Source organism: Shewanella sairae, assembly GCF_023283535.1.
Taxonomy (GTDB): Bacteria; Pseudomonadota; Gammaproteobacteria; order Enterobacterales; family Shewanellaceae; genus Shewanella; species Shewanella sairae.
Map to the genome: position 1 here is coordinate 71,360 of NZ_JAKILT010000014.1, position 21,216 is coordinate 92,575.

Below are 21,216 nucleotides of genomic sequence, written 5' to 3' on the forward strand. Positions count from 1 at the left end.
CGGAGTGATTAACTCACCAGTAAAATAAACCTTATCAAATACTTGTGGGGATACCAATTTGGCCTTTCAATATAATTTAGCCTAAGTGCGATACAAAACCTTTATCACATGCCAGCCGAACTTAGTTTTAACTAAGTGCGGAGTGATTAACTCACCAGTAAAACAAACCTTATCAAATTGCGGCACCATCTGGCCTTTCTTAAATTCGCCTAAACTGCCACCTTTCTTACCTGATGGACAAGTTGAGTGCTTTTTAGCAAGTACGTCGAACTTGGCGCCTTTATTCAGTTGCTTGATGATATCTTCAGCAAGTGTTTGGTGCTTAACTAATATGTGTAATGCTGCTGCGGTGCGCGCCATGGTGGAGCCTAATGTGCTTGAAACTAATTGACGCCATTATAACGGTTATGGCTATTGTCAGGCTAGTCTATGGGCTATTGATATCTAAATTAGCGGTATAGTTTTATAATCAGCAGCTGTTTTATTGGTTGATGCTGGTGTTTGACTGCTGTGAATATGCGGTATGAATGTGCCGGTTTGAGGTGGGTTGTTGTGTTAAAAAGTAAAAGCTATCGCCGCATCGGCCCTGATTACCGTTTTGACGAGCAAGTGAGCTTTGTTGATATAAAGCAAGTGTTTGGCCTTGGACATATTCGTTTAGGTAAATGGGTCGAAAACGAAGAGCGCGATAAAGCCGCTAACCTGATTTTTGACTCATTAGCAGATTTAGCCTTTATCTTAAAACTGCCGCCTAAAGCACTCGGCTTGCGTGAAACCCTAAATCTCGCTTTTGGTAGTGGCGGCCAAAAAGGTGTGCAAGCTCATTATGCGCCACATAAGCGCGAGCTAGCGTTAGCTAAAAATGCTGGAGCGGGCGCACTGGCCCACGAGTTTTGGCATGCGTTTGATCACTACATTGCGCCCAAATCATATCGTACTTCTCCTAATGGCATTTCCTTTGCGAGTCACAGTTGGCTTGCCGATGTAAAACCGATAAAGCATCCGCTAAATCAGCGATTAGAGCAGGTATTTGAAATCGCGCTGCTAAACGAAAACGGTGAGGATGGTCATGATTATGTTAATCGGGCGATAGCGCTGGATAAACAACATAATAGCCAATACTTTTCACGACCTACCGAACTAATGGCACGTGCTTTTGAGTCGTGTATCGAATCTTACCCCGATATTACCAATCCCTATTTGGTCGATGAAACCTTAAAGTCACCGCTGTTTGATGCGGGCGGCTACCCAACACTTGAGCATAGAGCGCAGATCTTCGATGCGCTGATTAACTATTTTGAGCCATTAGGCGATGCGCTGGGGCGTGAATAATTCGTGTGACGATAAATCAGATGAAAAGGCTGCAGTCCTTTAAATCTGATAAAAGTGATTAGAAATTCACTGAGTGGCTATGCTCTTTGGTGTTGGTCATCGCTAGATCGGTAATCGATGTTGTACCTGGGCTATAAGGGGCTATCTTTTGGGCGATTTTATTGGCTCCGTTAGAGAGTGCAAAGTCATGGAAGCTTTGACCATTACACACGAGTTTGGGAAAAATCAGGCGCTTGTTTATGTTGTTTTCCCGAATGGTTCGGTTATATAGCGAGATGTTGTCACTTAAGCCTGTTTTGCAGACTGCGACGAGCTTGCTTTCCATTGATGGGTCCATTGCTGCTGATGCATTAAAAGTGATAGAGGTGAGTACCATAGCGGTTAATGTAATCATTTTCTTCATCGGTTGCTCCTTGCGTGTGGGACTTAACATAGAGTTAAGTTATGCGTTTGCATGGAGCTATTTAAGCGCATGGTCATCAATAAATATGTGAGAACTTTGTATTCAAATGTATCTTTATTTTTTTCTTAATTCAGTTGATGTCTCGAGGTAACAGAGTGTGTATTGGCCTCGATAAATAGGGGATATTAAGAAAATAGAGCGAATGAACAAAAAAGCCCGCTATTAATAGCGGGCTTTTGATTAAGGATTTTTAGTTAACAGATTTAAGCTGTTTTCACTTTCCAGTTAACTTCTTCACCGGCAAAGAAAGGCACAATCGGGCTACCGTTTGGCAAGATGATCTCGCTTGGTACTGTCCACTTTTCTTTCACTAGCGTCACAGTGCTGGTGTTGCGCGGCAGGCCGTAAAAATCAGGGCCGTGCTTGCTGGCAAAGCCTTCAAGCTTATCGAGTGCGCCTAGGTCATCAAATACCTGTGCGTAAAGCTCTAGTGCACTCCATGCGCTGTAACAACCGGCACAACCACAAGCTGACTCTTTACGGTGCTTCTCGTGCGGCGCCGAATCTGTCCCTAAGAAGAACTTGCTCGAACCTGTGGCAACTACTGCACGCAGTGCTTCTTGGTGAGTGCTGCGCTTAAGTACTGGCAAACAGAAGTTATGTGGGCGTACGCCACCGACTAACAAATCATTACGGTTAAGTAGCAAATGCTGTGGGGTAATAGTTGCTGCCACGTTGTCAGCTGCTTCCATGACAAAGTCAGCCGCATCTTTAGTGGTGATATGCTCAAATACCACTTTCAATGTTGGGAAAGACGCCACAATACGTGCTAGGTAGCGTTCAATAAACATAGCTTCACGGTCGAAAATATCGATGTGAGATTCAGTGACTTCACCGTGAACCAATAGCAACATACCGTGCTTAGCCATGGCTTCAAATACAGGGAATAGCGAATCAAGCGCTTTAACTGCTGCATCAGAGTTAGTGGTTGCACCCGCTGGGTAAAGCTTAGCAGCAACAACGCCAGCCGCTTTAGCATCAATGATGTCTTGCTCTGTGGTGTTGTTGGTTAAGAAAATTGTCATTAGCGGTTCAAAAGTCGAACCTGCTGGGCGCGCCGCTAAAATACGCTCACGATACTCGGTGACCATTTGGGCATTGGTAACAGGTGGCAATAGGTTTGGCATTACGATTGCGCGTTGAAACAAGCGTGCCGTTGCCGGAACGGTTTCTTGTAGCATATCGCCATCGCGAAAATGAAGGTGCCAATCGTCAGGAGTAAGTAGGGTGATTTGCGTCATTGTAGGTTCCTAAGCGTTTACGACAAAATACGTCAGCTTTTTATAAGCTTTTACTTAGGGCGCTATTGTGCCTGAAATCGCCGGCGCTTAATAGCTGAAGATGCATAAGACACAATATATCAACGCCTAACAATACCATTTATGTTACTTTGCTGATTGTAACCGCCCACTGACAGTAATAAGTAGTTAAAAGAGACATGCGTTTAGACAAGTTCATCTGTAAAAGCACCGCACTTAATCGTGCCCAGGCGAGTGAGTGTATCGAGGCTGGGCAAATCAGCGTCAATGGCAATACGGTTACCGATGTGGGCTTTCAAGTGCATGAGACTAATTGTATAACCCTAGATGGGCAAAAGCTGATTGCGCGGCCGTCGCGTTACATCATGCTGCATAAACCTATGCATACCTTAAGCTCTAACGTGGATGGCGATTACCCCAGTTTGTTTAACTGCATTGAGCTTGATCGGGTTGAAGACTTGCATATTGTCGGCAGGCTCGATGCCGATACCACAGGCTTAGTATTATTAACCGACGATGGTCGTTGGTCATTTGATATTATTCGCCCTGACAAAAAGTGCGATAAGACCTACCGAGTAACATTGCGTGACCCAATCACCGCTGATAACTCAACTGAAATTATTGCAAGATTTTCCCAAGGCTTACAACTACAAAACGAAAAGGCATTAACTCTGCCCGCTAAACTTGAACTGGTGACGCCTACAGAGGCGTTATTAACCATCACCGAAGGCAAATATCACCAAGTAAAGCGTATGTTTGCCGCTATTGGCAATCGAGTTAATGGTTTGCACCGCGAGCAAATCGGCGCGTTAAAGCTTGATGTTGCAGTGGGGCAGTGGCGTCACTTAACAGTTGATGAAGTGGCATTGTTAGCAACGCCAACGCCAACTTAAGTATCTCCATGACAATAAACAACGCCCGCTAATAAGCGGGCGTTTTGCTAGTCGAGCAATCGATGAGTAGATAAGGCTTAATCAACCCAGTGCAGCACATTGCGGATAATCGACCAGCGCGGCTCCACTTTTTCAGCGCCTTTACCTAGCATCCAATAATCGTAAATTTGCTCTTGGGTGCCATCGACTTTGCGCAGGCGTTGCCAGTTATTGATGTAGTTAAGTAGCGACTGGTTCGATTGCGCCACCGCGTAAGCCACTGGGTAATGTGATTTGTTCTCGAGTAGCGCAATACCGTAACCCGGGAAGAACAAGGTCCAAGCCGAGCCCGCTTGCGCGCTAATCACCACCGCATCGTACTTATGCTTTTTCTGTCTGAAAAAGTCTTTATAGCCTTCAATTTTTACAAACTTGATATTGGGCGCCATTTTCTTCGCTTCTTCAATGGCATCACCATGTTCAACATAGGCAATGGTCATGCCCTGCATCTCTTTTATGCTGTCATTAGTTTTAAACTCGTTAACCAAGTGATCGCGAGTGGCAATGGCAATATTAAGCTCAAGCACTGGGTTGGCATAACTGAGGGCGTCCATTTGCTCTATGTCCATCGCCAAGCCAGACATGGCAATATCAAAGAATCCTGCTTTGAGCGATGCGGCTAATTTATCTTTCTTAAAGGGAATAAACTCAATTTTGACCTTTAAGTCCTCAGCCAGTTTATTCGCCATCGCGGTATCAAAGCCAACTAATTGACCAGCATTGTTATAGTAACTAAACGGCACATTACTCGGTATGTAACCCACTCTTAATGTGCCTGCATCGCGGATCGCCTGCACGCTGCGTATTGGCGTACTTGGCGTTTTACCCACAACAGGAAACTGCTTGTTTACTTTAGTGGGCACTTTGTCAGCCACTTGCATATTGGCGATCACGCCACTGGTGATCTCTGGGCTATGGATAAACATGCCCATAGCAATGCGGCAAACCAAAATAGTGGCAATTACGCTAGCGCCAATGCCAATACTCATTTTCAGCAGCTGTGGTGGGCGCAGTTTAAGCGACTTTTGAAATAAAGAGGCAGTAAGTAGGGTGAGTACAAACAGGTTCATTACCGCCGCAATAGAGGTGAATTTACCGGTAATAAAGCCCGACATTACAAATAGCTGGAATAGATCCGCGGGCAGTTTTACCAAGTCCAACATAAATGGAATCGCCACATAGACACTGCCGAATAATGCCAATAAGCCACTAATTGATAGTGACGGAATACTGCTAATATCCACCGGCGTGCCGTTAAACCAGCCAGCAAAATACACAAATAAAATCACCGTTAACTTGCCAATATTTGGGAAGGTAAACGCAATGGGAACCAGAATTTCAATTAAGGTGGCGCCGTCTTCACAAAGGTCATCGTGCTCGCGCATCACCTGCTTACACTCTTCAACAATCACCGGAATAACAATAAAAATATTACCCGTGGCAAAGGCGGTTACTAAGCTAGATTTAGAAATGCGCAGTGCTTGTGCAAAGGTAATTGGGGTGAGTGATGCAACAATCCAAGGCAGTACCCAAAAAGTCAGTAGCAAGCACAGTACAAAATAGCTAATTAGATACACTTGCATACTGGCAAATTCATCAACGCCCATGGTGCCAGCCGCAGAAGCTGACATGGCGAAAATACCAATCGGTAGAATTTTAACTAGGCCTAGAGTAATGCGGGAGAAGATCTCCGAACTGGTATGCATAAAGGTCAGTATTTGCTGTTTATGCTCGCCCTGCATACCAATAAGCGCAAGACCCATAGCGATGCTAAACACCACCATAGCAGGCACATAACCGTCAGCCATCGACTCAAACGGGTTAGAGGGAATATACAGCTTAAAGTAATCAATCGGGGTGATAGGCTCAATGCTGCTGGTACTAAAGAAAGAGGCAGATTCAACGATAGGGAATGACAACGGCATCAGGGCAACCATCACCATAGCGAGTAGCCACAGCAGCAACATTATCAGTCCCGCGCGGCTAAATATCAGTTTGGCGGTGCTTTTATGCAGCTTACCAATACCGCCAACCAGCGATACCACAATATAGGGCAGAACCGTCATCTGCATCAGCAAAATAACGCTGGTGCCAATGGTGCCCATCCAGCCAACAGATTCACCAAAAAACAAGCCAACGCCAAAACCAACAAACATGGCAACTAACATCTGGGTTGAGCTGGTCATCGCGAGGACTTTTTTTAGCACAGGTTCCATCCTAAATTATTGTTTTTGTCTAAATGCGCAGGCTCGTAGCTAGCAGGGAGTAACACAAAAATAAACATGACTCGCATTTATTATAGGTTTGCTAACCATTAACTTTAAAGTGATATCGTTAAAAATACTGCATATTATTTAACAGCTTGTATTTCTCCTAGTCGTTCAGCGGCTAAATCAATAAAGGCTCTGACTTTAGGCGACAAGTGCTTACGGCTTGGGTAAACCACGTAAACGTCGATTTCGGTATTGGGGCAGCTCTCAAACAGTATTTCCAAGCGATTATCGTTAAGAGCCTCCTGCATGTAAAAGCTGGGTAGGCGGGCAATGCCGTGGCCGGCTAACACCATAGCCAGTTGCATATGGCCGTTATTGCAGAGTATTTTTTGGCGTATATCAACAAAAAACGGCTTGCCGTCAGTATCAACATAGTCCCAGCGGCTAGGCTGTTTTAAGTTGGAATAGCAAATGCCGTTGTGAGTGGCTAACTCTCTAGGATGATGTGGCTTACCGTGGCGCGAAATATACTCTTTCGAAGCGACCGTATAAGCCTTGCTGCTATATATTTTACGGCAAATAAGGCTCGACTCTTCAAGGTGGGCTGAGGCGCGTATTGCTAAGTCGTAACCATCGGCAATCACATCGGTGCGTTGATCGCTAAGTTCAAGCTCTAAGCTAACATTGGGATAACGCTTAATGTATTCAGAGATAATATCTTGCAGGTGGTTTTGGGCAAAGCCCACCGGACAACTGAGCTTTAACACCCCCTTAGGGCTAACATTGTCTTGGGTAATTAAGCCTACCGCCAGTTCAGCGTCGCTAATAAGTTGCAAGCACTGTTGATAATAGGCCTCGCCCTCAGGGGTTAAGCCTATCGAGCGGGTAGTGCGGTTAAGTAAACGCACGCCAAGGCGAGTCTCCAGTTTATTGACCTCTTTGCTCACATAAGAAGTGGAGTGACTAAGAGCCTCTGCCGCGGCAGAAAAACCGCCACTTTTCACCACCTGTGCAAAAATCACTATGCCATCAAACAGTTTATTTATTGTCACCAATGCCGCCTATTAACAGTCGTATGGAAATAGTTATTATCTTTTTAGGTTATTAATCTTTATTCGTCACCAATATACACTGCTCTACATCGAGTTGTCGCTCAAAAGTTAATCTTTAGCTTGCAGCAGAGTACGGCAATTGAACCTAATATCTTTGCAGGCTTTACCTGTAATAACAGTATAGAGAGACCATTATGAAACTATTAGCCTTTGCAGCCAGCAGCAGTACTAAATCAATTAACAAGCAACTTGCCGCTTATGCTGCGTCACAAGTTGCCGGAGCAGACGTTGAAATCCTCGATATCAACGATTACGAAATGCCACTCTTTAGCCAAGACCGCGAAGAAGAGTTAGGCCAGCCTGAGCAAGCACAAAAGTTTTTTGCCAAGTTGGGTGAAGCAGACGCCATTATTATCTCGTTTGCCGAACATAACGGCTCATACACGGCGGCTTACAAGAACTTGTTTGACTGGACATCACGTATCGACATGAAAGTGTTCCAAAACAAGCCTATGGTATTGCTAGCCACTTCACCAGGGCCCGGCGGCGCGGCAACAGTATTGGCCGCAGCCTCAGGTTCAGCGCCATATTTTGCGGCCGATGTTAAAGCGACCCTGTCTATTCCAAGCTTTTTCGATAACTTTGATATGGAAGCACAGGCGCTACGTAACCCAGAGTTACAATCAGCACTGCTTGAAGCACTAAGCAATTTGAAATAGCGCTAAAGCGTTAAGCAAAAAATAAGCCTGACATCATGTCAGGCTTATTGTTTTATCAGCAGTTTCCGTCTTAGGGTAAGCGTTATACTCTTGTCTCAGTGGTTTGGCTGCCCATGGCACTGTTAGCCTGTTTATTGCGTTTAAATTCAGCAATACCATCTGAGAATATGGTCACTCGATTACGGCCGGTTTTTTTCGATACATACATAGCATGGTCACTGTCGGCTATCATTTTATCTAGGTTTGTTCCCGACAAGCTAAAGTCTGTTACTCCAAAGCTGGCGCTAATCGCAAACTCAAAGCCCGAACCGTTACTGTCGATAGCGGCAATTAACTTACGGTACTCTTCTGCCAATTGCGCGGCGGTATTAACGTCACAACTGGGTAAGAAAATACAAAACTCTTCGCCGCCAAGGCGGGCAAACAGGTCGCTTTTGCGGCTGTGGGCTTGGCAGACTTGAGCGACTTGTTTTAATACCCAATCACCAGTCGCGTGACCGTAGGTGTCATTAATGCTTTTAAACTTATCTAAATCAAACAAAATGCAACTGGCGGCTTGTTGATTCTTGCTGCAGTAGTCAATGGCATTTAATGCCTGTTGGGTAAAGTGGCCGCGGTTATGTACCTTAGTCAGCGCATCATACTCCGCCAGCAATTTTAAACGCTTTTGAGTGGTACGTGATTTATACACCATGCCAGCCAATAGCAGTATCGACACCGTCAGCAGTGAAATAAACAAGCGGTTATTTTCGGTTTCACTGCGGCTCAGTTTTTGCTCCAAGCGCAGTAAACGGTTTTGGTCATCCAGTAGCTTTATCTGGTTTTTTTGCTCCGTCGCCTGATGCTGCGCTAGCTGAAATGCGAGATGTTTGGTTTTGACTTCATCTAAATAGGCTTTGTCGGCCGCAGCATACTCTTGGTGGTATGCCAAGGCTTGCTGGTGCTCACCACGAGATTTAGCGATTTGAAATAGAATGTTATAAGCGGTGACTTCTGGTTTTGAGTTAGCAATATTTTGAGTCTGACTAGTTGCTTTAGACGCAAAGTCGCTCGCTAAAGAGTATGACTGGGTTTGAAAATATGAGTCTGCTAATAGAGCATAGTATTGAGCAAGAATGGGCGCGTATTTTGTCTGTTCGATGGCAACTAGCTGCTTTTCTAGCGTGGCGATTGCTTGTAGTGGTTGGTTGTTATCTAAATATAGTTCAGCTAAATAACTATAGATGGCGCTTTCCATCACCACTTCGTTGCTCTGCTGGCAGGCTTGCAAGCCTTGGGCTATTTGCGGTGAGTCTTCATTGAGCTGGCCCAGTTTAAATTGGGATTCTAAGGCGAGTTGTTTAGCTAGGCAATAATTGCGCCCTTGTGATAGTTGTGAGCCTAAGCGATTAGCGTATTTTAGCCCTAGCTCATATTGACCAAGTTGGTTGTAGAACATGGCTGCGATAAGCAGGCCTAATTCTTGAAATTCAGGTTCAGTAATTTGCGGGAGAATATCTAAGTTTATAGCGAGGTGGGTTAACCCATCTGCCCAGTTTTTTGATATTGCATAAGAGTTTACGATTGATAAATTGGCTCTAAATCGTAATGTCGATTCGGCTTGTGAGTTGGTAATTTCTTTGTAAAGTTCTACTGCTTTAGTAAATTCACCTTGAAAGGACAGTTTGTAAGCCCTCAAGTATTTGAAGTAATACAATTGGTCTGTATTCATACTTGATGTATGTACGCTTAGTTCCTTTAAGGCTGTATTAAATTCTGTCGGATCACTACTTCGGAGTTTATCGGCGGTAACCAATAACCTATCAGTGGCATCTTGCGCAGAGGCGGAAAATGTAACTAGGAGTATAATAAGGGTTAGTGTTCTTACTAACCCTAGGTGCTTTATAATTACGCGCATTTATATAGGGTTGAGGTGATTTCAGGTGATGTTGGTTCTGAATCGTTTTGCTCATCGCTTTCTTCTGTTGAATCTTCATCTTCAGCAGGAAGAAAGACACAATAAATATCAGGGCAAATATCTAATTGTTTTTCTAAAGAAGGGATATTTTTTGTTAGGAGAGATTGCTTTAGTTCAGAAGATAATTCTGCAGCGTTAATAGCTGAATTATACTGCTCTGCTGTTTGCAGACTTGCATCTTGGCCCATACGTTCCAGTAGTTGAATGATGTTTGACATACTATTTCCTTGTTGATTGTCGTTTATGGTTTTCTATTTTCTATTTTTTCTTTCTTAGGAAGGACTTGCCTGCTTACGGAGACCGACCTTTTAGCTTTTGCTTATCCGTTTCTTTATCTACTTGTTGATTTACTTTATTCATCCACTTTCTGCATTTACGTTATTCACTATTTGCTTCAGCAAGTGAGCCACTTTGCTCAGCTAGCAGCTGGGCTTCTATTTGCGCTAGGCGGTCTAATACCGCTTGGTTAGGTTGCATCTTTTGGCTGGGCGGAATTACCAGAGTGGTGTGCATGTAAATATCTGCATCGGCCAGTTCTGCTAGGGTAAGGGTTTGCTTACGTACTGTGTCTATAGGCAGTACGGCGGCTTCATATAAAATCACTTGATGCTCAAGTGGGTAGTCTTTACTCAGCAGTTCAATCAGTACTTGGCGGTGCGCCGCACCCGTAGCAAACTTGGTCAGGCTCTTATCACCAGCTAGGCCGATTTGCCACAGCACTAGGTAACATGAGGGGTCAAAGCGGCGCTGGTAGAACATAAACTGACTGGCTTCAAACTGTTGGCAACCATATTGCCCAGGATCTATGCCTAAATCGGCAATCAGGCAATCTTCTGCCGATATGCCCGGTACCATGACAGCCTGAAAACCCTCAGCCTTGGCTATTTCGATTGATTTATGTGGCGCGTGGGCGAATACCCCTGGGTGACCATAAAATGCACCGACGACTTTTTTACCGGCGCGCACTTCGGTCATAATGGCATCGACCATTTCGCGGTAGGTAATATGGCGAGATTTTCCGGGCTGATAAAAGCCTTGTAGCGAGCGTACATCGGGGTGCATCTCTTGTAGCCAGAGCTCAACGATGCCGTTAGACATGCCAGAAAACACTACATCGGCCTGTTCTATATAGCTTTTTGCTAATGGGCAAATATGTGCCCCTAAAGTCATTCCAATCCCAACACACGCTAAACTACCTGACATGGTTACCCTTTATTATTTTTATTATGTTGTTAGAGGAGTATCTCTGATCCTACAGTTCATCCATCTACAGAAGATGCATTGTTTATGCTGAAATAAGATATCAGTTATGAACTTGTATTGGAATTGTAAAGTGGTTGGGTGTGTTCTTGTTTTTCTAACCATTTGCTATCTAAAAAACAGGCGTTACTTTCTGCTGTGCTAGAGGAGGTTGGAGTGAAGCCCATTTTCTGGGTCACCCTGTGGGTTGCATAGTTAGTTTTTGAATAATGAGCGTATATACGCAGATAATTTAGTTTTGAGAATGCGTAATAAAATAATCCACTTATAGACTCTTCCGGCAACAGTTTTCCTTGGGCGTTACGAAGTAGCATGATGCCTACATCTGCAAATGCAGGCTGTTCTTTATGTTGAGTTAAACCTTGTATACCAATAGTTTCATTAGTTGTTTTATTGGTGATGACCCAAGTTAAAAAAGGGGATTGTGGTTGGGCATTTTTTTTTAATGCGATAGCAAAGCTTTTTTGCGCTTTTTCAACTGATAGTGGCGCTGAAATTTTTCTCATTATTTTTTCATCGGTATAAATCTGAGCATATAAGTCTTTATCTCGTTCATCGAGCAAGCGCATGGATAGTCGTTCGGTTTCAAATTGGTGTGCTGAGTTAGCCATGGTGTCTCTCTAATTAACGCTGTTTAGCGAAGTGGATAACGCCGGTTTGATGGGCGGAGCGGTCGAAAATCACGTAGTGATCATTCATTAGCGGTAAACCAAGCAGCGACTGATTGGGCCACCCAGCAAGCTGTGACAATATCTTAAAACAGGCCTTGCCCTTGGCTGGGGTGTTGGTTTGCCAGTAGTGCTCGGGCTTTATGTGAAGGCTGACTTTTTCTGGGCTGTTTTGCTTGTTGTCACTGCTATTTTTACTGCTATGGTCACAGCTATTTTCATTGGTATTTTTACTAGTATTGCCACTGCTGCTATGAGTGTGTTGGCTATGGTGATTACGCTCGCCGACAAAATGCAGGGTGAGCGTTGGCCATTCATCAAGGTTTAACTGGCTCATGTCTATACCTTGGTACTGCATGGCGATATCGCTAAAGGGCTTTATCAGTGCCGCAAATTTGGGGTTTAGCGCGCTGAAGTGTTCCACCATGGCGTTGTATAAATGCTTGGTAAACACTATGCCTGATACACCAGTGTCGATAATGGCGTTACTGCGACCACGCAGCTGTTTGTTCATGCCGATGGCTGAGAGTAGGGCGTGGTCATGGCTTGCTTGGTTTTTTATTGGCTCAGAACCTTTATTGTGCTCAAGGCTGTTATCTGGCTCAAGGCTGTTTGCAGGCTCAAGGCTGTTCTCTATTTCCTCGGTGAGTAGGCTGTCGATTTCGGTTTGGTCGCCGACTTGGATAGAGATGAGGTTAACGTTGTAATACTTGTCTTCTACCACAGAGATAGTGGTGAACTCGCCTTGATAAAGCTCGGTATGTTCTTCGCCGCCACCAATAATTAACCAACCCTGATTGAGCGGGTCTTGGTTTAATTGTGCGAAGTGTGCTTGTTGTGTTGCCTTATCTGTTTTTTCAGTTTTTTCAGCTTTATCAGCGCTCTTTTTTGCACTAAAGGTGGCAGCGTTAATATCTGCAGTAAAGTGAACACTTGAGCGGCGGCTATAAAAAGCAAACTTATTGGCGGTTAAGCCATGCTGAGTGAGCTCAGTAAAGTAGGGAATAATATCTTGCGTGGGCTGCTGTTTTAAAAAGGCTTTAAACTGGCGTAAATCATCGCTGGTAAAGCGATTATCGCAATCTTGCTCAGAGTGAACCGCCTTGTTTTCGACTCTATTTTCTACTTGGTTTGCACTTAAGTGGGCGTGATAATCATTACTGCAAATACTCATTTCTGTGTCAAACGGCCAAGGGTAGGTGAGCGCTGGACTGATTTGGTATTTGTCGAAATAGTCTTTGAGATTGTAGCTTTTGTTTAGCTGATGGTAAGCAAGACCGAGTATGCCGTCGGCGTGTAAAAATGTGCCCTCTTGTTTAATCGACGACACTATCGCCACCGGACAATCGTTAAGCACTATGGGCGCGTGGGCATCAGGATTTGGCTCTAACTGATAACCGTCGCTTAGGTTGAAATCGATATCTTCTTCTCTGAGTCCGACTCGGGTATGCACTACTGGGCCGTCCCAACCGCCCGCACCGTATAATACTTCTTGAGCAAAGCTGGTGGCCACTAAGCTAGTGTCTTGCTCGTCGTCATAATCACTGTCGCTCACTACTAAGGTGCTACTGCCAGTATCAATAATCAGATTGGCTGGGGTTTTATTAGCGCCAAATCTTAACTGTGCACAATAGCCACCCATGGCATACACGTTAGTTATCGGCACTTTTAATGTTCGCGGCGATACTGAACCTAACTTAGGGCTGGCTGACATCCAAATATCCTTATTGTTTGATACATATTCCATCATTGAGAGGCTGACGAATTAACCGACGCCCAGTTATAGCAAAAATGACATCTATAGTTAATCCATGGGGGGAATCTAATTGACTAAGCCGATCAGTCAATAAGCACATTTGGCTAGCTTGGTAGCTGTGTTTTAGCTCTGTTCGGCTAAGTGTAAGTATTCGTGTAACGTCTTGAATAATTTGGCTGGTTTTGGCAGGTTAATAGTCGTTTGTTAAACGAGTTACCACCGTAGAAGGCGGTGTTATGACAACTGATGGCGTTTATCGCCACTTAGCCAATGACTATAATAACAATAGGATACATCATGCCAAGATTCAGCTATACAGCCCCCATTTCTGCGCCGTTTAAGTTTAACCGCTTGCTTGCTTTTGCGGCTTTGTCGCTAACCTCTTTTAGTGCGCTTGCGGCAGATATTACGGTGATCCATGCGGGGGAGCTGTTAGTCATACCGGGTGAAAAGCCACTTAAGCGTCAGTCGCTGATTATTGAAGATGGCAAAATAACAGCGGTAAAATCTGGGTTTATTCAGTCGAACTCAGTAAGTGACAAGGTTGAGTATATCGACTTGAAGAATAACTTTGTGCTGCCGGGTCTTATGGACATGCACGTGCATCTGCAAGGCGAGTTAGGCCCTAATAATGACAGCGAAGCATTACGTATGTCTGATGCCGATGTGGCAATGCAAAGTGCTTATTTTGCCAAGAAAACACTTTTGGCAGGCTTTACCACTGTGCGCGATCTCGGCGCAAAGCCTGAACAAATTTATGCGCTTAGGGATGGTATTAGCAAAGGTTGGATTGACGGGCCAAGAGTGATTGCATCGGGCGGGGTATCGGTGACTGGTGGTCATGGTGATGTTGACGGTAAAAGCCCAGATTTATTGGATATGTATACCTCTAAAACCATCTGTGATGGTCCGTATGATTGTCGCCGTGCGACACGACGAGCGATTAAGTTTGGTGCCGACGTGATCAAGATAACCTCGACTGGTGGGGTGCTGTCTGACACCAATACTGGCACGGGTCAGCAAATGGCCAATGATGAGCTTAAAGAGGTGATTGATGCTGCCCATGCGCTTGGACGAAAAGTGGCTAGTCACGCCCATGCTGCTGAAGGGGTTAACGCCGCGCTGCGGGCTGGGGTTGATAGTATTGAACATGGCAGCTATGCCAATGAAGAGAGCATTGCCCTATTTAAGAAAAACGGTGCCTATTTAGTCCCAACTTTGCTTGCTGGCGACACAGTGGTGCAGCTAGCAAGCAGTTCAGATTTTATGTCTGAAGCCATTAAATCCAAAGCGGTTCGAGTTGGCGGCGATATGCTGCAAAACTTTACGCGTGCATATCAAGCTGGGGTCAATATTGCTTATGGTACTGACAGTGGCGTGTCTCATCACGGTGATAACGCTAAAGAAGCGGTGCTAATGCATCAAGCTGGCATGAGTAATAGCGATATATTAGTGTCGGCAACGGTAAATGGTGCCGACTTAATTGATATGTCAGACAGCCTAGGCACGCTAGAGGTCGGTAAACAGGCTGATATTATAGCGACCAGTATCAGTCCGCTTAACGACATTAGCGCATTACTGGATGTGGGCTTTGTTATGAAGGGCGGCAAAGTTTACAAACAAGCACTTTAGTTGTGAATGTTAAGGCCTAGTATTGATGATTAGTAGGCAGGTTTAGTACTGATATTTAATGCTTATATTTAAGCACTGATGTTTTAGTACTTATTATTGCCTAAATAAAAAAGCTTTACAGTATTGAACTGTAAAGCTTTTTTGGTTTTAAACTAACCTTACTCTAAACGGTGCTATGCACCAATAATAAACTTGCCTTGCATAATGGCCCAGTGACCTGGGAACGAGCAGAAGAAGCTGTACTGCTTGGCTGGGTCAAGATCGGCAGTGCTAAAGGTGATGCTAGTACTTTCGCCGCCACCAATTATGTCTGTATGAGCCAGCACGCGTGGGTCATCGGCTTTTACGTAGCTGTTTGCCGCGCCAGCAGCCATGCCTTCATTGGCGACCGCTGACATATTGGCAGTTTCTGTTAGCACCCAATTATGACCCATTGCGCTTTTGGGCAGCGTACCAGTGTGGTGTAAATTAAGCGTCACTTCGGTGCAACCTGCAGGTAGTGTCAGTTCTTTCTGACTAAACTGCATAGCGTCAGTGGCATCAATATCGAGTTGGCAAGTGTTGGCGCTAGCAAAAGCTGAAACAGTTAGCATGACTGTTGCGGTAACAAATTTGATTAGGGTACGCATAGTATAAATTCTCATTATAGTGAATGACGTAAGCATCCTAAGGTAAAACGCTCTCAATGAGAATGATAATCAATTGTAAATTATTTCTAAAGATAAGGTTAAAGCGAAATAGTGTGGGGGGCTGCCAGCGTATTGATTAAAAGTGGGCTTAGCAGCTAAGCCCACTCGTTGACTTGATGATTGTATTTGGGTTACTTCGCGGTCACCTTGATGCGCTCAACATCTGTGGTAGGGGCTTCAACTTCAAAATCGAGTTGTACTTTTGAACCTTGAACGCCTTTAGCCGAACTTTGGTATTGCCATTGCTTTAGTGCGGCAATAGCCACTTGATCAAACACTTTCTCAGGTGATGATTTGATTACGCTAACATTGGTCACTGCGCCGTTTGGGGTAATATCAAACTGCAGTTGTACAAAACCATTTTGGTTAGCCTTTGCTGCTTCAACCGGGTATTTAGGCTCAACACGCATGGTTGGATAGACGATTGATTGTTTATCTACGCCACCTGCTTGCACTTGTTGATTGAGCATTAGGCCGCAAAGCCCTAAAACCATGATTAATCCGATAACTGCAATGCTGCTTTGGCCTTTTTGCTGTGTTTTCATTTGCATAATACGTTCCTTGAGTATGTTTTTATTTCCGTAGTGAGTGTGTAGCAAGCCGTGCTGGGCCTGCTGTGAATAAGCCAACAGCACTTGGCTATAACTGATTTTTTGTTGCTTGCTGAGTGACTGAGTCACATAGGCATCGCAGGCTAGCTCTTGATCATCGCGAAAGCGGCGATAGGCGAGCCAGCAGATAGGGTTAAACCAAAACAGGCTGAGTATGGCGTAAGCCAGCAGATTACTAAGCAGATCGCGGCGCTGGTGGTGATATTGTTCATGGCGAATAATGGCGTTTTGTTCGTCGCTATTAAGCTGGCTAAAGTTGGTGGGTAACAATATTTTGGCTTTGATGATGCCGACCAGCATGGGCGATTGCACTTTTGGATGGCAATAAGTCGCTAAGGCTGCAAAAGGATGGCACAGCTGAGTGCTAGTATTGAGTAGCCGCTGTAAAGCTAATGCTTGCAGAGCTAACAAGCTTGCCATGACTATGATGCCAAGCAGCCAGATAGCACCGATTATTTGAACATAATCTGTGGTGTTAACTGCGCTAAGGGTTTTGGTCGCGATAACACTATAATGAGCCAGCTGGCTTGATTGTGCGTCTGCCAATAAACTTGGCATAGCTGCGACGATGGCTGAGCTGATTAATAACGTAGGTACCGCAAGCCACAGGTGATAGGTTTTGTGGGCGCCAAAGCATTTTTGTAACGTATGGTGCCCAAGCAGTAGCGTGGTGCAAATAAGGCTGAGTAATAGGGTTTGTTGCGCCATCCATAGCATCATGACTTGTTATCCTTTTGCCATGTGTCAATCAACTGCTGCAACTCTTCCACATCTTGCGCGCTGAGCTTATTTTGCTTTGCAAAGCCGGCAACTAAAGGCGCAACTCTGCCTGAGAATAAACGATCAATAAAGGATTCACTCTCTTTGAGTTGGTACTCAGTTTGGTCTATTAGTGGTGAATACAAATAGGAGCGCCCTTGCTTTTCAAAGCCTATCGCTTGTTTTTTGACTAAACGGTTTAGTAGCGTTTTAATTGTTTTTTCGTGCCAGTCATGGCTGAGAGATAATTGGTTAATCACCTCGCTTGCACTTTTGGGGGATGACTGCCATAAAATATTGAGTACCGATAGCTCTGCATTGCTGATCTCTTTCATCTTGTATTGGTCACCTATTGTTATAAATTTTTTATTCGCAGCTTGTGGTAAGCACACTAACGATTACACTCGTAATTCACAATTAAGATTACACATGTAATCCAACTGTGCAAGCAATAAGTTGCTTGAAAATTAGCCATTGTAGGTGGCGTTTATATAAGGCGTTGTTAATTAAGGATGTTTTGTTATTTGTTTATTTGAAAGCTAACTAAAGTGATATTTAAGTACCACTTTGCTTTGTACGCCGATAGAATGTGTAGTATAAAAAATCGCCTAGACAAGGATTGTAAAGGTATGTCTCTTTTTTCTTTATCATCTGCAGTACTTCGTTTTGCTGCTGGAGTGTTATTTGTGGTTGCTATGCCTAGCTTGGCTAATTCGCTTACCAATGACACTCTTAATGAAAACTTTCTTAATGAACAGACCGCCAGTCATAACGCCTCGAATTATGTAAAAGCCAACGTTGCAGGCAAAATGCCGCAACAGCTGGCTATTTTTGAGCAGACCTTTAATTTTAGCTTACCTACCGATTGGAAATTAGCTTACTCGGCGCAGCAAGAGACCATGTATTCAGCTGAGTTTTTGCCTGCTGACCAAGAGCTGCAAAACTGGTCAACTATGGTGTGTGTTCAAGGCTTTAAAGGGGTGGCTGAAGACATTGAACCTGAGCTATTTTTGGAAACGATGGCTAATGTGTACCTTGAAAGTTGCCAAGGTGAAATGGTGTTTGAAAGTTTGCCTAGTGAGCCATTAAATGGTCATGAAACTGCTAGCGCGATTATTGGCTGCACTAAAATGCCAAACTCACATATTAAGGCGATTGATAGCACTACCGCTTATGAGGCCAACCATGGTTTAGGCGAAATTGGCCATTACACTGCGGTTAAAGGCAAATCCGATCTGTATTTGATCCACAAATCGATGCGTGGTGATAGCTTTAGTCAAACCAACCCGCCACTCAAAGCGCAAAACTACCAAGAGTTTTTATCGAGTATTACTCCGCTAAGCCTGCATTGATAAGTGCATCTTTCTGTTTAGTTGCTTTTTAGATTTGCTTTTAAAGCAAGTATTCTAATCTGTAACAAATTTAAGCGTTATTCCCACCGCCAATGCTGTCGTTTTATCTTAGGTTAAGTTAGACATTTAACCGTATAGACGTCTATAATGCGCGCACTCATTAGTGGCGCTTTTTTACGCTTGAGTGTGTGTAATACATACTACTGCCAAAAGTAGTACTTAAAATGATGTTATTCAAAATGAAAAGCTTATTGTCTTGAGCTTTTGGTTATTGAGCTATTCATAATAAATAGCTCATAAAAACAGTTAATAAAAAGAATATTTTAGTCAACTTTATTGGTGCTGAGGTTACTGCTGTAACTGAGGATAATCGGGAAGTCAGTTAAATTCTGACACTGCCCCCGCAACGGTGAATGGTGAGAGACAAGTGCGTCTTAATGGAAAGGCGTTTAAAGCTTGTACTCGAGTATTACACGTAATACAGAACCTAAGTCCGGAGACCGGCCAGCAAAGTGATTTCGATGATTTCGGCGGGCAGATCTCGAGATGCGGCATTATACGGTTAGGAAAATAATGGGCTTACCCATTGATTGGATCGTATTTCCGTGACGTTTTTGCCCCGTTTTCCTTTTAGGAGTCAAAGGTAAAATGGGTACACAACCATCAAAAATCGCACTGCTAGTTAGCAGTCTTCTTAGTCTTTCTGCATTTTCAGCTATTGCTGAAGAAGCCGCTACCTCAGCTGTAAACGTTGACGAAACCATTACGGTTACCGGTTCTCGTTTTGACAGAAGCGCAGATCAGCAACTGACCGTCATTAACACCATTGAGCGTGAAGAAATTGCGCGTCTTAATCCAAAGTCGGTTGCAGATGTACTTGAAACCCTTCCTGGGGTCAGTATTTCACGTAATGGTGGGGCGGGGCAGTCCACCTCTATCAGCGTTCGTGGCAGTAATTCAAACCATGTGTTAGTGCTGGTGGACGGAGTCAAGATTGGCTCTGCAACATTAGGTACGGTGAGCTTTAATACTTTATCGCCAGAGAATATTGAGCGTATTGAAGTACTAAAAGGACCCCGTGCATCAGTTTGGGGCAGCGATGCGATTGGCGGTGTGATTCAAATCTTTACTCGTCAACTTAAAGGCGGTGAATGGTTTGCTGGCGCTGAGTACGGCAGTAATGATTACATTCGTGGCTCGTTTGGCGCAGGCATGACCCATGGTAATGGTAGCACTACTCTTGCCGTTAACCATGAGCAGTCTGATGGTTATGACGTTTATAATGGTGCCCCAGTTGAAAACGATGATGACGGTTACAAGCGAACTTCTCTGTCGTTAAAAGGCGCGCAGCAGATTAATCAAAATTGGCAAGCACTTTGGAATGGTCAATACGATAAAGGCAATACTCAATACGATGATGTTTATGCATCGGGTTCGGCTGATGAGTCTGATTTTGATAACTACCTTTGGAACCTTGCTGCCCAGTATAGCAATGCGCGATTTACCAGTAAGTTGGCACTGAGCCAGTCTCGTGACGCTAACGAAAACTTCCGTGGTGATGATAGCAGCGTACCTGTTTCAGAGTTCGTAACTAAGCGTGATCAAATTAACTGGAGTAACCAGTATTTAGCCACTAATGATTTAACTTTTACTGGCGGTATTGATTGGACAAACGAAACGGTTAAAGGTGATTACGCTCAGGATGAGCGTGACATTTTTGGTGCGTATTTATTGGCGCAAAAGCAGTGGAGCAAATTACTAGCTGAAGTTGCGGTACGTTATGATGACGTAGAAAACATCGATAGCGAAGTGTCTTACAACGCTAGCCTTGCGTATCAGTTTAATGATCAGTGGCGTTTAGCGGCATCAACAGGTACAGCGTTTAAAGCTCCAACTTTTAACGACTTATACTGGCCTGATTCTGGTAACCCAGATTTAATTTCTGAAACCGCTGAAAGCTATGATTTGACGCTGCATTATCAAGCTGACGATATTCGTGCTTATATCAGTGTGTTTGAAAACAGCATCGATAACCTAATTGCTTGGGCACCAACAGGTGAGCAAGACGATTTTGGTTGGGATATCTGGAAGCCTGCTAACATTAATGAAGCAAAAATTCAGGGTGTAGAACTTTCCGCTAACTTTAGCCTATTTAGCCTTGACCATCAGCTTGCGTACACCTATTTAGATGCGGAAAACAAGCAAACAGATGAGCAGTTGATTGGTCGTAGTGAAAACGAGTTTAACTATCAGCTTAGTTATACTTGGCAGCAGTTTGATCTGCTGGCTAATTACCATTATCAAGGTAAGCGTTACGCGGGTTACAGCGAGTATTTTGATGCGACTCATCAATTAGATTTGGGCTTAGGTTATCAGTTAGATGACGCATGGAGTTTACGTTTGAAAGCTAATAACGTATTCGATGAAGAGGTTATTTCAGCGCAAAACTACTTTAGTCCTGGCAGAGAGTTTTACGTTAGCGTGAGTTACCAAGCGTTTTAGATTCAAGCCGTGAATGTGAAAAGCCAGACCTTGTGTCTGGTTTTTTTTATGTTATTTTTT

At 44.1% G+C, this 21,216-nt stretch carries 19 protein-coding genes and 1 riboswitch; of the genes, 6 read left to right on the forward strand and 13 right to left on the reverse strand.

All coding sequences use genetic code 11. The features are described 5' to 3' along the window. Positions 1-81: 81 nt before the first annotated feature. Positions 82-360 (reverse strand): peptidylprolyl isomerase PpiC, encoded by a 279-nt coding sequence (ppiC, locus tag L2748_RS08150; RefSeq protein WP_012156435.1) that lies wholly within the window; start codon positions 358-360, stop codon positions 82-84. Between the two features lie 192 nt (positions 361-552). On the opposite strand from ppiC, the gene L2748_RS08155 reads away from it, so the two are divergent. Next, on the forward strand, positions 553-1,332 hold the full coding sequence (locus tag L2748_RS08155) for a CLCA_X family protein (protein ID WP_220779153.1): 780 nt from the start codon (positions 553-555) through the stop codon (positions 1,330-1,332). Positions 1,333-1,390: 58 nt separating this feature from the next. Here the strand turns inward: L2748_RS08155 and L2748_RS08160 are convergent, their stop codons facing one another. Together L2748_RS08160 and pyrC are read right to left on the reverse strand one after the other, a co-directional pair. Next, positions 1,391-1,735 carry a DUF3718 domain-containing protein gene (locus L2748_RS08160; protein WP_220779152.1) on the reverse strand — a complete coding sequence of 115 codons (345 nt, stop codon included), beginning with the start codon at positions 1,733-1,735 and terminating at the stop codon, positions 1,391-1,393. A gap of 263 nt (positions 1,736-1,998) precedes the next feature. Beyond that, a complete protein-coding gene (pyrC, locus tag L2748_RS08165; protein ID WP_220779151.1) occupies positions 1,999-3,036 on the reverse strand; it encodes a dihydroorotase in 1,038 nt (345 codons plus the stop codon). 197 nt (positions 3,037-3,233) lie between these two features. Here pyrC and L2748_RS08170 point away from each other — a divergent pair, with 197 nt between their 5' ends. Further along, positions 3,234-3,947 carry a pseudouridine synthase gene (locus L2748_RS08170; RefSeq protein WP_220779149.1) on the forward strand — a complete coding sequence of 238 codons (714 nt, stop codon included), beginning with the start codon at positions 3,234-3,236 and terminating at the stop codon, positions 3,945-3,947. A 77-nt stretch (positions 3,948-4,024) separates the two neighbouring features. Here L2748_RS08170 and L2748_RS08175 read toward each other — a convergent pair whose 3' ends face one another. After that, a complete protein-coding gene (locus L2748_RS08175) occupies positions 4,025-6,202 on the reverse strand; it encodes a cation:dicarboxylate symporter family transporter (protein ID WP_246616081.1) in 2,178 nt (725 codons plus the stop codon). A 134-nt stretch (positions 6,203-6,336) separates the two neighbouring features. Further along, positions 6,337-7,251 carry a LysR family transcriptional regulator gene (locus L2748_RS08180; protein ID WP_220779146.1) on the reverse strand — a complete coding sequence of 305 codons (915 nt, stop codon included), beginning with the start codon at positions 7,249-7,251 and terminating at the stop codon, positions 6,337-6,339. 194 nt (positions 7,252-7,445) lie between these two features. Here L2748_RS08180 and L2748_RS08185 point away from each other — a divergent pair, with 194 nt between their 5' ends. Beyond that, on the forward strand, positions 7,446-7,970 hold the full coding sequence (locus L2748_RS08185; RefSeq protein WP_220779144.1) for an NADPH-dependent FMN reductase: 525 nt from the start codon (positions 7,446-7,448) through the stop codon (positions 7,968-7,970). Between the two features lie 82 nt (positions 7,971-8,052). Here the strand turns inward: L2748_RS08185 and L2748_RS08190 are convergent, their stop codons facing one another. From L2748_RS08190 to L2748_RS08210, 5 genes are all read right to left on the reverse strand, one after another. Continuing rightward, positions 8,053-9,681 carry a tetratricopeptide repeat-containing diguanylate cyclase gene (locus L2748_RS08190; protein WP_220779142.1) on the reverse strand — a complete coding sequence of 543 codons (1,629 nt, stop codon included), beginning with the start codon at positions 9,679-9,681 and terminating at the stop codon, positions 8,053-8,055. Positions 9,682-9,857: 176 nt separating this feature from the next. Then, the gene (locus L2748_RS08195) at positions 9,858-10,145 is read right to left on the reverse strand and encodes a hypothetical protein (protein WP_220779138.1); all 288 of its coding nucleotides are present in this window, start codon (positions 10,143-10,145) and stop codon (positions 9,858-9,860) included. Positions 10,146-10,305: 160 nt separating this feature from the next. After that, complete coding sequence (locus L2748_RS08200; protein ID WP_220779137.1) at positions 10,306-11,130, reverse strand: SAM-dependent methyltransferase; 825 nt, start codon at positions 11,128-11,130, stop codon at positions 10,306-10,308. 104 nt (positions 11,131-11,234) lie between these two features. Further along, positions 11,235-11,798: a GNAT family N-acetyltransferase gene (locus L2748_RS08205; RefSeq protein ID WP_220779136.1), complete on the reverse strand. Its 564-nt coding sequence runs from the start codon at positions 11,796-11,798 to the stop codon at positions 11,235-11,237. A 13-nt stretch (positions 11,799-11,811) separates the two neighbouring features. Further along, positions 11,812-13,569 carry a pepsin-like aspartyl protease gene (locus tag L2748_RS08210; protein ID WP_220779135.1) on the reverse strand — a complete coding sequence of 586 codons (1,758 nt, stop codon included), beginning with the start codon at positions 13,567-13,569 and terminating at the stop codon, positions 11,812-11,814. Positions 13,570-13,908: 339 nt separating this feature from the next. Between L2748_RS08210 and L2748_RS08215 the strand changes: the two genes are divergently transcribed. Next, positions 13,909-15,243: a metal-dependent hydrolase family protein gene (locus tag L2748_RS08215; protein WP_220779133.1), complete on the forward strand. Its 1,335-nt coding sequence runs from the start codon at positions 13,909-13,911 to the stop codon at positions 15,241-15,243. Between the two features lie 173 nt (positions 15,244-15,416). On the opposite strand, the gene azu is transcribed toward L2748_RS08215, so the two are convergent. The 3 genes from azu to L2748_RS08230 all read right to left on the reverse strand — a co-directional run bounded on the left by azu (position 15,417) and on the right by L2748_RS08230 (position 17,637). Next, positions 15,417-15,872: an azurin gene (azu, locus tag L2748_RS08220; protein WP_246616080.1), complete on the reverse strand. Its 456-nt coding sequence runs from the start codon at positions 15,870-15,872 to the stop codon at positions 15,417-15,419. A 191-nt stretch (positions 15,873-16,063) separates the two neighbouring features. Next, the gene (locus L2748_RS08225) at positions 16,064-17,263 is read right to left on the reverse strand and encodes a M56 family metallopeptidase (protein ID WP_220779129.1); all 1,200 of its coding nucleotides are present in this window, start codon (positions 17,261-17,263) and stop codon (positions 16,064-16,066) included. After that, entirely contained in the window at positions 17,260-17,637 is a 378-nt protein-coding gene (locus L2748_RS08230; protein ID WP_220779127.1) for a BlaI/MecI/CopY family transcriptional regulator, read from the reverse strand. Before L2748_RS08230 ends, L2748_RS08225 begins: the two co-directional genes overlap by 4 nt. 294 nt (positions 17,638-17,931) lie before the next feature. On the opposite strand from L2748_RS08230, the gene L2748_RS08235 reads away from it, so the two are divergent. Together L2748_RS08235 and L2748_RS08240 are read left to right on the forward strand one after the other, a co-directional pair. After that, positions 17,932-18,654: a hypothetical protein gene (locus tag L2748_RS08235; RefSeq protein ID WP_220779125.1), complete on the forward strand. Its 723-nt coding sequence runs from the start codon at positions 17,932-17,934 to the stop codon at positions 18,652-18,654. Positions 18,655-18,974: 320 nt separating this feature from the next. After that, positions 18,975-19,177: riboswitch (cobalamin riboswitch) on the forward strand. A 125-nt stretch (positions 19,178-19,302) separates the two neighbouring features. Beyond that, complete coding sequence (locus tag L2748_RS08240) at positions 19,303-21,156, forward strand: TonB-dependent receptor domain-containing protein (protein ID WP_220779124.1); 1,854 nt, start codon at positions 19,303-19,305, stop codon at positions 21,154-21,156. The last annotated feature ends 60 nt before the right edge of the window (positions 21,157-21,216 follow it).